13 protein-coding genes are annotated in these 15,025 nt (G+C 66.1%); 12 read left to right on the forward strand and 1 reads right to left on the reverse strand.

The features are described from left to right. Positions 1-8: 8 nt before the first annotated feature. Positions 9-767 carry a sulfate transporter CysZ gene (gene cysZ, locus KDG50_14915; GenBank protein MCB1866707.1) on the reverse strand — a complete coding sequence of 253 codons (759 nt, stop codon included), beginning with the start codon at positions 765-767 and terminating at the stop codon, positions 9-11. 83 nt (positions 768-850) lie between these two features. On the opposite strand from cysZ, the gene KDG50_14920 reads away from it, so the two are divergent. The 12 genes from KDG50_14920 to xrtA all read left to right on the forward strand — a co-directional run bounded on the left by KDG50_14920 (position 851) and on the right by xrtA (position 15,019). Further along, complete coding sequence (locus KDG50_14920) at positions 851-2,002, forward strand: glycosyltransferase family 4 protein (protein ID MCB1866708.1); 1,152 nt, start codon at positions 851-853, stop codon at positions 2,000-2,002. Between the two features lie 247 nt (positions 2,003-2,249). Continuing rightward, positions 2,250-3,404 (forward strand): hypothetical protein, encoded by a 1,155-nt coding sequence (locus tag KDG50_14925; protein MCB1866709.1) that lies wholly within the window; start codon positions 2,250-2,252, stop codon positions 3,402-3,404. Between the two features lie 90 nt (positions 3,405-3,494). After that, entirely contained in the window at positions 3,495-4,100 is a 606-nt protein-coding gene (locus KDG50_14930) for a polysaccharide export protein (protein MCB1866710.1), read from the forward strand. An 18-nt stretch (positions 4,101-4,118) separates the two neighbouring features. Next, positions 4,119-5,696, forward strand: coding sequence for a chain-length determining protein (locus tag KDG50_14935; protein ID MCB1866711.1), 1,578 nt, complete (start codon positions 4,119-4,121; stop codon positions 5,694-5,696). Positions 5,697-5,700: 4 nt separating this feature from the next. Next, positions 5,701-6,705 carry an XrtA-associated tyrosine autokinase gene (locus KDG50_14940; protein MCB1866712.1) on the forward strand — a complete coding sequence of 335 codons (1,005 nt, stop codon included), beginning with the start codon at positions 5,701-5,703 and terminating at the stop codon, positions 6,703-6,705. Between the two features lie 54 nt (positions 6,706-6,759). Next, a complete protein-coding gene (locus tag KDG50_14945) occupies positions 6,760-8,199 on the forward strand; it encodes a TIGR03016 family PEP-CTERM system-associated outer membrane protein (protein MCB1866713.1) in 1,440 nt (479 codons plus the stop codon). Positions 8,200-8,207: 8 nt separating this feature from the next. Then, the gene (locus KDG50_14950) at positions 8,208-9,221 is read left to right on the forward strand and encodes an XrtA-associated ATPase (protein MCB1866714.1); all 1,014 of its coding nucleotides are present in this window, start codon (positions 8,208-8,210) and stop codon (positions 9,219-9,221) included. Positions 9,222-9,254: 33 nt separating this feature from the next. After that, complete coding sequence (wecB, locus tag KDG50_14955) at positions 9,255-10,385, forward strand: UDP-N-acetylglucosamine 2-epimerase (non-hydrolyzing) (protein MCB1866715.1); 1,131 nt, start codon at positions 9,255-9,257, stop codon at positions 10,383-10,385. Between the two features lie 17 nt (positions 10,386-10,402). Further along, positions 10,403-11,230, forward strand: a complete 828-nt coding sequence (locus KDG50_14960) for a DUF3473 domain-containing protein (GenBank protein ID MCB1866716.1) — start codon at positions 10,403-10,405, stop codon at positions 11,228-11,230. Then, positions 11,230-12,270, forward strand: coding sequence for a FemAB family PEP-CTERM system-associated protein (locus tag KDG50_14965; GenBank protein MCB1866717.1), 1,041 nt, complete (start codon positions 11,230-11,232; stop codon positions 12,268-12,270). The genes KDG50_14960 and KDG50_14965 overlap by 1 nt, the downstream gene beginning before the upstream one ends. Positions 12,271-12,272: 2 nt before the next feature. After that, positions 12,273-13,481: a TIGR03087 family PEP-CTERM/XrtA system glycosyltransferase gene (locus KDG50_14970; GenBank protein MCB1866718.1), complete on the forward strand. Its 1,209-nt coding sequence runs from the start codon at positions 12,273-12,275 to the stop codon at positions 13,479-13,481. Continuing rightward, entirely contained in the window at positions 13,478-15,019 is a 1,542-nt protein-coding gene (gene xrtA, locus KDG50_14975; protein MCB1866719.1) for an exosortase A, read from the forward strand. The genes KDG50_14970 and xrtA overlap by 4 nt, the downstream gene beginning before the upstream one ends. Positions 15,020-15,025 lie beyond the last annotated feature (6 nt).

The raw sequence follows: 15,025 nt of genomic DNA on the forward strand, positions 1-15,025 counted from the left end.
TTCCAGGTTCAGTCCCCGCTGGCCTGCGTGCGCGACCACAGAACCGTTGCGCCCGCGACCGCCGCCGGCATTGCGAGGAAATTGAGCACCGGCAGCAGCGTCAGCACGCTCGCGCTGGCGCCGAAGGCCGCGGTCGCGGCACGGCGCTTGGCACGCCACCGGCGCTGGGCATCGAAGTCCAGTCCGGTGTTCGTGAGCGGATAGTCCAGGTACTCCATCGCGAGATACCAGGCGGAAAACGCAAACCACAGAAACGGCGCCGCGACGTTCAGCCCGGGAATCAGGAACAACAGCCCCAGCGGTACGGCGCGCAGCACGAACCAGGCCAGTTTGCGGGCCTCGCGCGTGACGTCGTCCGACATCGAACGCACTATCGAAACGACGCCTTTTTTGCCCTGTGCGGGCGTTCGGCCCAGGCGCAAGGCGATCCGGTCGGCGAGCAGCCCGTTGAACGGTGCGGCCAGCAGGTTCGCGACGGGCGTGAAGACGACGAACACGACCAGCAACGCGGCGAATACGACGACCGGCCAGACGATCCAGTGCAGGAACTTCAGCCAGTCCGGCAGCAGCCCTTCGAGCCAGCCCGAGATCGCGGGCGCACCCAGCCCCAGCACGGCCGCGAACAGTGCGGCGTTGATCACGAACGGCAGTATCACGAAACGCCGCAAGCCCGGCGCGAACAGCAGCCGCAGCCCCTGCGCAAGGCTCGCAAGACCGGCGCCGGCCCCCACGTGAATCTCCCGCGCGCTTTCGGAGGCGTCTTTCATCGGTGCATGGTACGGGCTCGCGGCGTTGTTACGCCCGCATACCGTATGCTCGCGGCGATGATCCCTGAGTCACTCTGCATCTGATGCACGTCCTGTTGGTCCACGGCTGGTGGGAGGACGACCATCCCGGTGGGGTCGTTCGCGTGATCGAGACGCTGGCGCACACGCTGCGGGCGGCGGGCTTGGAGGTCACGATCCTCACGGGCGACGGAGTGCGGACGCATCCGGAACTCGTCACCGAGCGGCCCGTTGCGCGCTACCGCATGCGGCTGCCTGCTGCGTTCGGACGGGGACCGCGCTGGCGCAACTGGCTGGGCTGGCGGCTGCGTGCACCTGCGGTGCGCAGGGCGCTCGCCGCGTTCGTGGCCGATCGCGGGATCGATCTGGTTCATCTGCACTACGTCCTCGCGTATCAGGACACGTTTCGCCGTCTGCGTCAGACCGGTGGGCCTCCCTACCTCGTGACCGTGCATGGCACGGACGTCGCGAGGCTCGGCCAGATCGGTCCAGCGGAACGCCGGGCGGTGCTGCGCGTACTCGCTGGCGCGGCGGCTGTTACGGCCGTTTCCGAGACCCTGGCCACGCAGGTCCGCGAGTTCGGACCACAGGCACGCGCGGTGCTGAATGCACTCGAGGCCGACGTGCTTGCGCGGGCCGCGCGTTGGGTCGGCACCGGTGTGCCGGCACAACCGTACGCACTGTGCCTGGGCAGGCTGCGTCGCGAGAAGGGGTTCGATCTGGCGATCGAGGCGTGGCGACGGCTTGCCGCCCGGTCGGACCTGCCGCGGTTGGTGATCGCCGGGAGCGGGCCGGAGTCCGCGGCGCTCGCCGACCAATGTGCCGAAGCGGGGCTGGGTGAAACGGTTCACTTCGAGGGCTGGCTGGATCGGGCGGCGGCGCTCGAGCGCATGAGCGGCGCGGCGCTCGTGATCGTGCCGTCGCGACGCGAAGGTATGGGGCTGGTGCCCGTGGAGGCCGCGGCCCTGGGTCGGCCTGTGCTCATGAGCCGGATTGCGGTGTTCGGGGAACTCGCGCGCGAGGGTGTGGATGCCTGGATGTTTACACCCGACGACGCCGACGACCTCGCTGCACAGGTCGCCCGCCTGCTGGATTCTCCCGCACGCGCGCAGGCGATGGCCGTTGGTTGGCGCGATGCCGTCATCGAACGTCATTCGCAGCAGCGGCAGGTCGCGGCCTACATCGACCTCTATCGGCAGGCCCTAACCGGTTGTTGAAAAAGGCCCGTCCATGGCCTTTTCAACGTCGCAACCGAAAAGCGTGGTTTTCGGTGGCTCACGAAAATCAAACACTTGTGTGTTTGATTTTCGGACGAGACATCCCTGTCTCGCGATAGCAGGCTGTTGAAATGAGAATTTCAACAGCCTGCTCAGCGAACGATAACGGTTGGGCCTGAGCTGAAACCCGGCATGTGTACAATGCGCGGGCCTTTTCGCAGCCACCCGTCCGGGTTCTTTGCCGCCCATGCTGTTTCGACCCGTCGTGCGCGATCTGTTGCGAGTACGCACGCGGGACCGCGGTGCGCGTGTGCATCTGGACGCCGCGATGCGCTGGCTGGAAAGTGCCCGTGCGGCGGTCGGCGGACGCGGCATCTCGCGCAGCTACACCCTGCGTTACAAGCGCGCCCATCATCGGCGCGGCTGGCTCGCGGCCTACCCGGAAACGGTTGGCTACATCATCCCGACCTACTACGACTACGCACGGTTATCCGGCGAATCCGGTTTCGCGACCGCCGCGCGCGAATTGGCGCACTGGGAGGCGGACGAACAGCTCGATTCCGGCGCCGTCACCGCCGGAGTAATCGGCTCCACGCGCGAACCGGCAGTGTTCAACACCGGTCAGGTCTTGTTTGGCTGGGCCGCGGCCGTGCAAGAGGGCTCCGACGAACGCCTGCGTCTGGCCGCCGAACGCGCCGGGGCGTTCCTCCTGGGGGCACAGGACGCCGACGGCGCGTTCCGGCGCCACGGTTCGACGCGCGCACGGGCTGGCGTGAACGTCTACGACGCACGGACGGCTTGGGGGTTGATCGAGGCCGGCAAGGTATGCGGGCGCGAAGATTTTCTCGATGCCGCGGTGCGCAACCTGGACTTCGTGCTGACACGGCAGCGACCGAACGGCTGGTTCGCCGAGTGTTGTCTGGACGACGACCAGGCCCCGTTGCTGCACACCATCGCCTACACGATCGAGGGGCTGCTCGGCGGTGGGTTGGCCCTGGGTCAGGAACGTTTCGTGGCCGCCGCACGGCGGGCGGCCGACGCCCTGGTCGGTCTGCAGCGGCCGGACGGCAGCCTCGCAGGTCGCTTCGACGAGCGCTGGCAGTCGCGCGAGACCTGGAGCTGCCTGACCGGAGATGCCCAAATGGCGATCTGCTGGTGGCGGCTGGCGGCACAAACCGGGGAGCCCGGTTTTCGCGACGCGGCGCGGCGCATGAACGCCTTTCTGCGGGGCACGCAGGACCTCGGCGGTACCGACGCCGGCGTGCGTGGCGGGATCAAGGGTGCGCAGCCGATCTGGGGCGATTACGGGGCCTTCGAGTATCTGAACTGGGCCGCGAAGTTCTTCGCCGACGCCCAGATGCTTGAACTCGCAGACAGCGCCCCGGTCCCATCCGCAGGCTGAACGGCGTGCGAATCCGGACCCGCGCGTTTATCCCGGACGCCAAGTCACCGTAAAATACCGGATTCGATCACTCAGAGCGGGGAAGAGGGCGTGCGTTACATCCTGGTGCCTGTTGTGCTGGCGGCCCTGCTGTCCGCCTGCGCTGGCCCACTCGAAAATGCCGAGGGACTGCCCGGGGTGCCCGTCAGCTCGCCGGATTACATCATCGGGCCCGGCGACACCATCCAGATTTTCGTCTGGCGCAATCCGGAAGTGTCGATCACCATTCCGGTCCGGCCCGACGGCAAGGTCTCCACGCCGCTCGTCGAGGACCTGCAGGCCGCCGGCCTGTCGCCGACGCAGCTGGCCCGACAGGTCGAAGAGGCGCTGTCGGCCTATATCCGCGAACCGCGCGTGACCGTCATCGTGCAGTCGTTCGCGGGTACGTTCGAGACGCAGGTCCGTGTGGTGGGAGAGGCCCTGCGACCAACGTCGATTTCGTATCGTCAGGGGCTGACGCTGCTCGACGCGATGATCACGGTTGGCGGTCTCACCGATTTTGCCGCCGGCAACCGGGCGAGCATTGTCCGGGTGGTCGACGGCGAGCAACGTCAGTATCGTGCGCGCCTGGACGACCTGCTGCGTGATGGCGATATCAGCGCGAACGTCGCGCTGCTGCCCGGCGACATCCTGATCATCCCCGAAAGCTGGTACTGACGGAGCGACCACCCGCCCATGCAAGAGATCATTGCACAGCTCGGGGCCTATCTGCGCGGGATCTGGCGCCATCGCTGGACGGTGATCGCCATCGCGCTGATCGGTTCGCTGTCGGGCTGGGCGGTGATCGCGCGTCTGCCTGACCAGTACGAGGCCACGGCGCGCGTTTTCGTCGATACCCAGTCCGTGCTCAAGCCGCTGCTGAGCGGGCTGGCCGTCGACACCAATCCACAGCGCAAGGTGTATCTGATCACACGCACCCTGCTCAGCCGGCCGAATCTCGAAAAGATCGCGCGGATGTCCGATCTGGACATCAACGTCACGACGCCCGAGAGCATGGAGACCCTGCTCGACGATCTGAGCGAGAGCGTCAAGCTCGCCGGCACCGGGCGCGAAAATCTCTACACGCTGTCGTTCACCGACTCCGACCCGCGCCAGGCGAAGCTGGTCGTGCAGTCGCTGCTGACCCTGTTTGTCGAGTCGAATCTCGGTGAGTCGCGTGAGGACACCGACAACGCGCAGCGTTTCATCGATCAGGAGATCAAGGAATACGAGCGGCGTCTGGTCGAGGCCGAAGAGCGACAGAAGGAGTTCAAGCGCAAGAACTTCGGCATGCTGCCTTCGCAGGGCGGCGGTTTCTACCAGCGGCTTGGACAGGCGCGTGGCCAGCTCGAAGACGCCAAGCTGGATCTGAAGATCAGCCAGGACATGGTCGCCGAAGTACAGCGTCAGCTCGACGGCGAAGAGCCGGTATTTGGTCTGGCGCGACCGCGCGCGAAGGTCAACGACCCGCGCGTGCAGCGGCTCGATTCGCGCATCGAGGCGCTCGAAAACAGAATCGACGAGATGTTGCTGCGCTATACCGAGGAATATCCGGATATCGTCGCCGCTCGCGAAACCATCAAGACCCTTGAGGGCGAGCGCGAGAAGCTCGTGGCCGAGATCACGGGCACCGGTGGTGCGCTGCCTTCCGCCGAGGAACTCGACAACAACCCGGTGTATCAACAGCTCAGAATATCGTTCGCGAATGCACAGGCCGAGGTGGCCGCCAAGCGTGCGCGCGTGGAGGAACTCGAACGCCGTGCGGACGAGCTCGCGCAGCTCGTCAACGATCTGCCGCAGATCGAGGCAGAGCTGACTCAGCTCGATCGGGACTACGAGCTGAACAAACGCAACTACGATGCGCTGCTCGCGCGCCGCGAGTCGGCCCGACTGGCCGAGAAGGCCGAGACCACGACCGACGGCATTCGCTTCCGCGTCATCGATCCGCCGCGGGTGCCGCTGGACCCATCGGCCCCGAACCGTCTGCTGCTGCTGTCGGCGACCTTTGTGGCGAGCGTGGCGTTCGGTGTGCTGCTGGCGTTCGTGCGCTCGCAGATCCGCGCGGTGTTCGACAACCGCCGCGAACTCGAGAAGATCGCCGGTATTCCGGTGCTGGGCGATGTCACCGTGGTGTGGACGCGTCCGCAGCGTGCGCGCCGTCGGCTCGCATCGTGGGCCTATGCGGCATCCTGGGCGATGCTGCTGATCCTCTACGGCGGGGTCATGGCGCTGCATGTCATGTACCCGAATCCGCTCAAGAACCTGATCGGTTGACGCGATGAGTACGATCGAAAAGGCCCTGGACAAGTTTGGTGACGACAGTGTCCGCTCTGCGAATGCACCCGAGAATGCACACGCGGTAACAGGCGCTGATTTTGGCTTTGGCGCCGGTGGGGCGGCCCCCCGCGTCGACGAGGTGCCGGTCATGGAACGGCACGAGGACCCGCTGCTCCAGTCCGACGCGGTTCACGTCAACCTGGAAGAGCTGCAGATCGAGGGCATGCTCACGCCCTCGGGTGGACGCACCATCACGGCCGAACAGTATCGACTGATCAAGCGTCCGCTTTTGCTGAACGCTTTCGGCCCGAACGCGATCGACAGCCCGAACCGTAACGTCATCATGGTGTCGAGCGCGCTGCCGAGCGAGGGCAAGACGTTCACCTCCATCAATCTGGCGATTTCGATCGCGATGGAACTCGATCGCACCGTATTGCTGGTTGATGCCGACGTCGCCAAGCCGGATCTGTCCAGGCGCCTGGGCATCGACCAGGCGCTGGGCCTGATCGATGTGGTGACCGGAGACGTGAAACTGCCTGACGTCATTCTCCGCACCGATGTTCCGAAGCTCGCGGCACTACCGGTCGGCACGCGCAACCGCAATTCCAACGAACTGCTGGCCAGCCAGCAGATGAAGCAGACGGTCATGGACCTGTCGCGGCGCTACCCGGATCGCGTGGTGCTGTTCGACTCGCCGCCGCTGCTGGCGACCAGCGAGGCCGTGGTGCTGGCCCAGCTGGTTGGTCAGATCGTGCTTGTTGTGGCCGCCGAGCGCACACCGCAGCAGGCCGTCAAGGACGCGCTTGGCATGCTCCCGAATACCGACAATGTGGGCCTGATCCTCAATCGCGCGCGGCCGCGCAATGGCTCGCTGTACTACGGTGGCGGTTACGGGTACGGCTATGGCTACGGAGACGGCGGCTATGGCTACGGCGGCTATGGTGGCTACGGGTATGGCGGCTACGGTGGCTACGGGTCGTACGGCGGTTACGGCAAGACGAAATAGCTCCGCCGCGGCGCCGACGCTGGCGCATACCTCCGGCCCCAGACTCGCCTGACCTTGACCCGTTCTTTCGCAAGCTGCACCACGGCGCTGGCCATGGCGCTTTCCGTCACGCCGGTAGCTGCCGCCGAATGGCGGCTGGCGAGCGGGGTCGATGCGCGAACGGTCTATTCCGACAATGCGACGCTGTCGGCCGATGAGCAGGAGTCGGACCTGTTCAGCTCGGTCGCGCCACGCCTGTCGCTGACCGGCACCGGGCGACACCTGCGACTGCGACTGGACTATCAGCCGCAGTATGTGTTTTCGCTGGCGGATTCAGAGAGCTCGCGGCTCGATCAGCAGGTGAATCTGATCGGCGACGCCGACTTTTTTGACCGGCGCCTGAGTTTCGACGGCCGGGTCCAGTACGGTCAGCGACAGCGCTCGAATCGGTCTGCCGGTGGACTCGATGCATTCGACCGGACCGACAACCGGACCAACAGCCTGAATGTGGCGTTCAACGCGCGCTGGCAGTCGCGACTGTCGCGCTTTGCGAATTTCACGGCCCTGGCGGGGGTCACGCAGGTCTCCTACGACGTCGCGGATGCATCGGATACCACCGGGCTGCGTTTCGAGGCGGGCCTGGACAGTGGCAACTACTTCAATCGCCTGCGCTGGGATACCCGTTTCCGCTTCCGGGAGTTCACTCGAAGCAGTGGAAGCGCGGATTCCTACGCGGACGGCAGTGCCGGGCTGAGATTTCGACTGAATCGGCGCTGGTCGGCCTCCCTGCGGGCCGGTCTGGAGAACAACCAGTACGACACGAACCGCGGCGATGCCGCAAGCATCAACTGGTCGGCCGGCCTGAACTGGACACCCAGCAAGCGTACCTCCGCGCAGTTCACATTGGGCAAGCGTTTTTTTGGCACGACGTACGCAGCCACGGTCAGCCATCAGTCGCGCCGAACGCGGTTGACGTTCTCCTACAATGAAGAGATCTCACAGCGTCAGCTCGTGGAACTTGAGCTTCTGGAGTTTCAGTCGCTCGACGACGTGCTGGCCGCGGAACTCGGTCAGACCCTGATCCTGACCCTGCCGGACGGAACCGTACTGGCCGGCGTGCCCCGGCTCGGCGACGAGAACTTCGTCCGGCGCCGGTTTTCGCTCGACGCCGGCCTGTCACTGCGCCGATCGGCACTCGGATTGCAGCTGCACTACGAGACCCGCGAGTACGAACGCTCGGGCAGCTCCGAGGACGTTCTGTCGGCCAGCGCCCGGTGGAGCTATACTGTCGAGCAGAATCTCGGCCTGCGCACGGTGGCGACCGCACGCTGGCTCAGCGATTCAACCTCAAGTGGATCGGAACGCTTCGCGTCCCTGCTGGCCGCGCTCGACTACCGGCTTGGTTCACGAACGCGGTTGACGCTGGAGGCCCAGCATCGCCGAAACGATTCCGACGTTTCGGACAGCGGTTATGCCGAAAATCGCGTCTCGCTCGGGGTCGGCGTTTCGTTCTGAACGGACCGATGTACGAAAACTTCTACCACCTCGAACGCCGTCCCTTTCTGCTCAACGCGGACCCGGCGTTTTTCTATCGAAGCCACGCGCACAAGCGTGCGATTGCGTACCTGCGGTACGGCCTGAACCAGGGGCAGGGGCTCATCGTCATCACCGGCGAGATCGGCACCGGCAAGACCATGCTGGTGCGGGCGATGGCCGGCGCGCTGACCGACTCCAACATCGTTGCCGCCGAGATCGTGAGCCCGAGTGTCGATCCGGAGGATCTGCTCAGACTGATCGCCCGCGGGTTCGGTCTCGACCCCGAGCGTCGCTCCAAGGCGGAACTGCTCGGCCAGCTCGAGGCGTTCTTTCGGGACCAGGCCAAGGCCGGTCGCAGGGCGCTGCTCGTGGTCGACGAGGCACAGAATCTGCCGCGTGCCTCGATTGAAGAACTGCGAATGCTGGCGAACTTCGAACGTGACGGCCGCCCGCTGTTGCAGAGCATTCTGCTCGGCCAGAAGGAACTGCTGAACGCCTCGCTGGTTGGCGAAGACATGGAGCAGGTCCGTCAGCGCGTCGTCGCCGCCTATCATTTGACCCCGCTCGATCCGCAGGAGACCGGCGAGTACGTCCGTCACCGGCTCGCGCTGGCGGGCTGGAAGGACGATCCACAGATCGACGCCGCCGTCTACGACCGCGTGCACGAACATACCGGCGGCATTCCGCGGCGGATCAATACCGTGTTCGATCGGCTGTTTCTATTCGGCTCGATCGAGGAACTGCATCACTTCGATCTCGCCGCCGTCGACGCCGTGATCGCGGAACTTGCGCAGGAACTCGCGCCGACCGCGGAGCCGGCCGAGCCCGGCGCCGCGACGATCGATTTCGCCGGCATGCGGCTGGATCATCGCCTCGCGGCGATCGAGCAGAAGGTCGACGCGCTGGCCGGCCAGCTCGGCAAGGGGCTCGAAGAGATCCGCGCGGCGATCCGCCGGATCGAACGCCAGGTCGTCGACCGCGGAAAGGAAGTTCGCGGCTGAGCCAGCCCGTGGACGGCGCCCCGTCACGCCCCAATGTCCAAGATCGAACACGTCTGCGTCGTCGGCGCGCGGCCCAACTTCATGAAGGCCGCGCCGCTGGTGCGCGCGTTCGCGGCCTCCGGTCACAAGCTGGCGCTGATCCATACCGGCCAGCACTATGACACCGAGATGGACCGCGCGTTCTTCGATCAGCTTGATCTGCCCGCGCCGGATGTCAATCTCAACGTCGGTTCCGCGAGCCATGCGCGCCAGACCGCGGAGGTCATGCTGCGCATCGAGCCGGAGTTGCTGCGTCTGAAGCCGCGCTGGCTGCTGGTGGTCGGCGATGTGAACTCGACGCTCGCCGCGGCCCTGGTCGCGGTGAAACTCGGCATCGCCGTCGCGCACGTCGAGGCCGGTCTGCGCAGCGGTGATCGCACCATGCCCGAGGAAATCAACCGCATCCTGACCGACCAGCTCTCCGAGCGCCTGTTCGTGACCGAACCGGACGGCGTGGACAACCTGGTACGCGAGGGCATCGCGTCGGAACGTATCGCGCTGGTCGGCAACGTGATGATCGATACGCTGCATCACAGCCTGCTGCGTGCGGTTCCGGCCACGACGACCCTCGCTGGCCACGGTGGCGGCGATCTCGCAGCGGGGTATGGACTGCTGACCCTGCACCGGCCGTCGAATGTCGACGACCCAGTGGCACTCGCACGACTGATCGATGTGCTTTGCGAGATCAGCCGACAGCTGCCACTGGTGTGGCCGGTGCATCCGCGCACGCGCGGTCGGCTCGCCGAGCCGGCCATTCAGGCGCGGCTTGCCGCAGCCCAGATCATCCAGCTTGCCCCGCAGGGCTATCTGGAGATGCTCGGGCTCATGCGCGAAGCGCGCGTGGTGCTGACCGACTCCGGCGGCATCCAGGAAGAGACCACGGCGCTGGGCGTGCCCTGCATCACACTGCGCAATTCGACGGAACGCCCGGTCACCATGACCGAGGGCACCAACCAGCTCACGGGTACCGATCCGGAGCGCGTGCGTGCAGCGTTCGCGAAGGTCATGGACGGTCGCGCTCCACGCGGGCGCGTCCCGCAACTGTGGGATGGCCATGCCGCGCAGCGGATTGCAGAGGCACTGCTTTCCAGGGAAGGTACGGCACATCAGGTTGCGCGCGCGTGAGCGATCCGGTCAATGCGATGAGCGTGGATGTCGAGGACTGGTACCAGGTCTCGGCGTTCGAGAAGCATATTGAGCGTGCGGACTGGCCACGACTCGAATCCAGAGTGCGCGCGAATGTCGAGCGCATCCTCGAACTGTTCGAGCAGCACGGGGTTCGCGCGACCTTCTTCGTCCTGGGCTGGATCGCCGAGCGCGAGCCGGGCCTGGTCGCGGCGATCGCGGCAGCCGGCCACGAGATCGCCAGCCACGGCTGGCAGCATGTGCGCGTCATTCACCAGGATCCGGACGCGTTCCGCGCGGATGCCAGGGATACGCGTGCACTGTTGCAGGATCAGTCCGGGCAGCCCGTGGACGGCTATCGTGCGGCGAGTTACTCGATCGGCCGTGACAACCTGTGGGCGCTGGACGTGCTCGGCGAACTGGGCCACCGCTACAGCTCGTCGATCTATCCGATTCGTCACGATCTGTACGGCATGCCCGAGGCGCCGCGGTTCCGGTTTCATCCGAACGGCACGCAACTCGTCGAGGTGCCGGTCACGACCGTGGAATTCGCGGGCCGGCGCATGCCCTGCGGCGGCGGCGGATTCTTTCGACTGTATCCGTATGCGTTCTCGCGCTGGGCACTGCGCCGGGTGAATCGCGTCGATGGCGAGAGCGCGGTGTTCTATTTTCATCCCTGGGAGATCGATCCGGCCCAGCCGCGTCCGACCGCGCGCTTGCCCGCGCGTACCCGCCTGCGTCATTACCTGAATCTCGGACGCATGCAGGCGCGGCTCGCGCAGCTCTGCGGTGATTTTCGCTGGGATCGCATGGATCGCGTTTTTCTGCCGCCCGCCGGCGCCTGATGGGCGAGGCGGTCACCGTCCGGCGCCTCGACGACGCCGGCTGCGTGCAATGGGATGCCTACTGTGCGCGTGCCGGGCAGGCGGGGTTTTTTCACCGCAGCGGCTGGCGCGCGATCATGGATGGCGTGTTCGGTCACCGCGCGCACTACCTGTATGCCGAACGCGCGGGTGTGATCACCGGCATTCTGCCGCTCGCGCATGTGCGCTCGCGGCTGTTCGCAAACGCCCTGGTATCCGTGCCGTTCCTGGTCCATGCCGGTGTCGTGGCCGATGATGTCGAGTCGCGAACAGCGCTGGAACGCGCCGCGATCGATCTCGCGCATGATCTCGGCGTCGACTACCTGGAGCTTCGCGAGCGCGAGCCGGTCGAGTGCGACTGGCCGCGACGCGAGGGGCTGTATGCCTGGTTCGCGCGCGAGATCGCAGCGGACGACGAAACCAACCTCATGGCGATCCCGCGCAAGCAGCGCGCGATGGTTCGCAAGGGCATCGGCAACGGACTGGTCGATGTGATCGATTCCGATCCGGCACGCCTGTATCGCTGCTACTCGGAATCCCTGCGCAACCTCGGCACGCCGATGTTCTCGCGGCACTATTTTCCGGCCCTGCTCGAAACCTTCGGTGGGCAGGCCGAGGTTCTGACGGTTGAACACCGGGGCCGCGCGCTCGCCGCCGTGCTGAGCTTCTATCATCGCGACAGCGTGCTGCCGTACTACGGCGGTGGCGTTGCGGCGGCGCGCGAACTGAAGGCCGCGGATTTCATGTACTGGCGGCTGCTCTCGCGCGCGGCCGAGCGCGGAGTGCGTGAGTTCGACTATGGTCGCAGCAAGCTCGGCAGCGGTTCGTACAGCTTCAAGAAGAACTGGGGTTTCGAACCGCGCCCGCTGGCCTATCGCTACCAGCTCGTGCGTGCGCGCGAACTGCCGGACACCAATCCGAACAACCCGCGCTACCGCAGGTTCATCGCTGCGTGGAAACACCTGCCGCTGGCCGTCGCGAATCGTGTCGGCCCGGTCATCGTGCGCCAGACGACCGGCTGATCATGGCCCGCCCGCGCCTGTTGTTCGTCAGCCACCGGCTGCCGTATCCGCCGAATAAGGGCGACAAGATTCGCTCCTATCACATCCTGCGCCACCTCGCGCGTCGGTACGATATCCATCTGGCGAGTTTCATTGACGATCCGGATGACCGGGTTCACCTGCGCGCGCTTGAACCGCTTTGTGTTGCCCAGCGCATCGAGGTCACCGACCGGCGGCGGTTTGCTGCCCGTGCCGGCGGGGCGCTGCTGCGCGGGCGGCCGCTGTCGGTCGCCGCGCTCGGCTCCGCGGCGATGCGGCGCTGGATCACCGGCGAGCTCGCGCGACATCGCTTCGATTGGGTCTATGCGTATTCCTCGGCATCGGCCGCGCTGGTGCCGCCGCTCGACGGGCCGCGGCTGCTGGTCGATTTTGTCGACGTGGATTCGGAGAAATGGGCGGCGCTCGCCGCTCATCACCGGGGCCCGCGCGGCTGGGTCTATCGGCGCGAGGCCGAGCGGCTGCTTGCGTTCGACCGTGCGCAGGCCGCGCGCGCGCGTTGGAGCGTATTCGTTTCGCCCGCGGAGGCCGCCGTGTTTCGCGAACTCGTCCCGCAGGCGGCCGCCCACACCGTCGCTGTTGGCAACGGGGTGGACCTCGAGGCGCTGGACCCGTCACGTGAGTACGAGAATCCGTATACGCCCGGCGGCAAAGTGCTGGTGTTTGCCGGCGCCATGGACTATGCGCCGAACGTCGATGCCGTGCGCTGGTTCGCGCACGAAGTGTGGCCGGCGATCCGGCGTGAGCGTGCCGATGCGCGGTTCGTCATCGTCGGTGCGCGACCGGGCGCCGGCGTGCGAGCCCTGGGCGGTGTTCCGGGCGTGCAGGTGACCGGCGCGGTGCCCGATGTTCGACCTTACCTCGCGCATGCGCACGCGGCGGTCGCGAGTCTGCGGATCGCACGCGGGATCCAGAACAAGGTGCTCGAGGCGCTGGCGATGGGACTGCCCGTGATCGCCACGCCGGCGGCCATGGAGGGGCTGGAGTTTGCCGCCGACAGCCCCGCGCGGGCCTTCGTTGCCGCCGATGCGCAAGGGTTGTCTGTGGTCGCGCTGCGTGCGCTGGGGGCCGCTCCGGCGCCGGCCGAACTGCGCGCCGAGGTTGCGCGGCGGTACACCTGGGATGCGCAGTTCGCCGCCCTTGATGAACTTCTGAGTGAGGCTTGCGAAACGTGAGTTTTTCGATTCCAGCCGATGCCGGCATTTCCGCGCGGCGCAGCGCCTGGCTTGCGCTTGCCGTTGGAATCATCGCCGTCGCGGTGCTGACTTGGTCGACCTGGGCCGACATCATCGCGACCTGGGACTCGTCCGGCACCTACGCGCATGGCTATCTGATCGTGCCGATCAGCGTCTGGCTGGTCTGGCGCGAGCGCGTGGCGCTTGCACAGCTCGCGCTTGCCCCGTACTGGCCGGCGCTGATCGCGTTGCTGCTCACGTTGACGGCTTGGATCGCCGCGCGCCTGGTCGGCGTCAATGTCGTCGAGCAATATGCCGCCGTGGCGCTGCTGCCGCTGCTGGTGTTGACGGCCGGCGGTATGGCGCTCGGCCGGCGGATCCTGTTTCCGCTCGCGTTCCTGCTGCTTGCCGTGCCGGTCGGCGAGGGGCTGGTGTCGCCGCTGATGGAGTACACCGCTGATTTCACCGTCGGCGCGCTGCGTCTGTTCGGAATACCGGTGTTTCGCGACGGCCTGATGTTCGAGCTTCCGACCGGCAACTGGTCGGTGGTCAAGGCATGCAGTGGTGTGCGCTATCTGATTGCCTCGGTGACGCTCGGCCTGCTGTATGCCTATCTGAATTATCGTTCGCTCGGCCGACGTTTTGCCTTCGTGATTCTGTCGATCGCGCTGCCGATCGTTGCGAACGGTGTGCGTGCGGTGCTGATCGTGCTGATCGGACATCTCAGCAACATGAAGCTCGCCGTCGGCGTGGACCATCTGATCTATGGCTGGATCTTTTTTGGTCTGGTCATGCTGCTGATGTTCTGGATCGGCTCGTTCTGGCATGAGCCTGTCGACGACGGGCAGCCGCCTGCGGTGAACGATGCTGTAAATGCATCGACGCGCTCGGTCGCGGTCGCCGCGGCGGTGGTCGTGAGTGTGATCGCCGTCGGTCTGGCCACGGCGGCGCAACCCTTGCTGCGCGCGCGCTCGGCCGAGGTCGCCAGTGTCGCGCCGGTATTGCCGGCAAAGCTTGGCGACTGGACGCGTGTTGACGATGGGCGCGTGCCATGGCCGCTGGGATTCCAGAATCCGGATGCGGTCGTGCATGCGCGTTATGCAAACGGCGACGATCACGTCGGCGTGCTGGCCGTCTGGTATGCGCACCAGCGCGAGCGCGCGGAACTGATCAACGACAATAACGATCTTGTGGATCGAACCGATCGAGTGTGGCAGCGGCGCAGTTATCCGAACCTGCCGGTGAAAGATGTCGTCGACGTCGCGTTGCGGCGCAGTGCCGTCCACGCGGCGGGCTCGGCAGCGCGGTTCATGGTCTGGCACTGGTATCGGTTTGCCGGAGCGGATTTCAACAACGACTACCGGACCAAGATTGCCGAGGCCCTTGCGATGCTCGCCGGGCGTGGCGATGCCGGTGCGCTCGTTGCCTTGTACACGCCGACCGGGTTCGACACCGCACCGGCCGATGCGCGGCTGGAACGATTCCTGCGACACAGTGCCGGCGAACTGCTTCCGGCCATCGATGGCCGCGTGCCTTGAGTGTGC

The sequence above is a fragment of the Chromatiales bacterium genome, from assembly GCA_020445605.1.
In the GTDB taxonomy this organism is placed as follows: Bacteria; Pseudomonadota; Gammaproteobacteria; order JAGRGH01; family JAGRGH01; genus JAGRGH01.

Coding starts and splice junctions, on each gene's coding strand:
- cysZ (MCB1866707.1), bottom strand. CDS start 767: ATGAAAGACGCCTCCGAAAGCGCGCGGGAGATTCACGTGGGGGCCGGC.
- KDG50_14920 (MCB1866708.1), top strand. CDS start 851: ATGCACGTCCTGTTGGTCCACGGCTGGTGGGAGGACGACCATCCCGGT.
- KDG50_14925 (MCB1866709.1), top strand. CDS start 2,250: ATGCTGTTTCGACCCGTCGTGCGCGATCTGTTGCGAGTACGCACGCGG.
- KDG50_14935 (MCB1866711.1), top strand. CDS start 4,119: ATGCAAGAGATCATTGCACAGCTCGGGGCCTATCTGCGCGGGATCTGG.
- KDG50_14940 (MCB1866712.1), top strand. CDS start 5,701: ATGAGTACGATCGAAAAGGCCCTGGACAAGTTTGGTGACGACAGTGTC.
- KDG50_14950 (MCB1866714.1), top strand. CDS start 8,208: ATGTACGAAAACTTCTACCACCTCGAACGCCGTCCCTTTCTGCTCAAC.
- wecB (MCB1866715.1), top strand. CDS start 9,255: ATGTCCAAGATCGAACACGTCTGCGTCGTCGGCGCGCGGCCCAACTTC.
- KDG50_14960 (MCB1866716.1), top strand. CDS start 10,403: ATGAGCGTGGATGTCGAGGACTGGTACCAGGTCTCGGCGTTCGAGAAG.
- KDG50_14965 (MCB1866717.1), top strand. CDS start 11,230: ATGGGCGAGGCGGTCACCGTCCGGCGCCTCGACGACGCCGGCTGCGTG.
- KDG50_14970 (MCB1866718.1), top strand. CDS start 12,273: ATGGCCCGCCCGCGCCTGTTGTTCGTCAGCCACCGGCTGCCGTATCCG.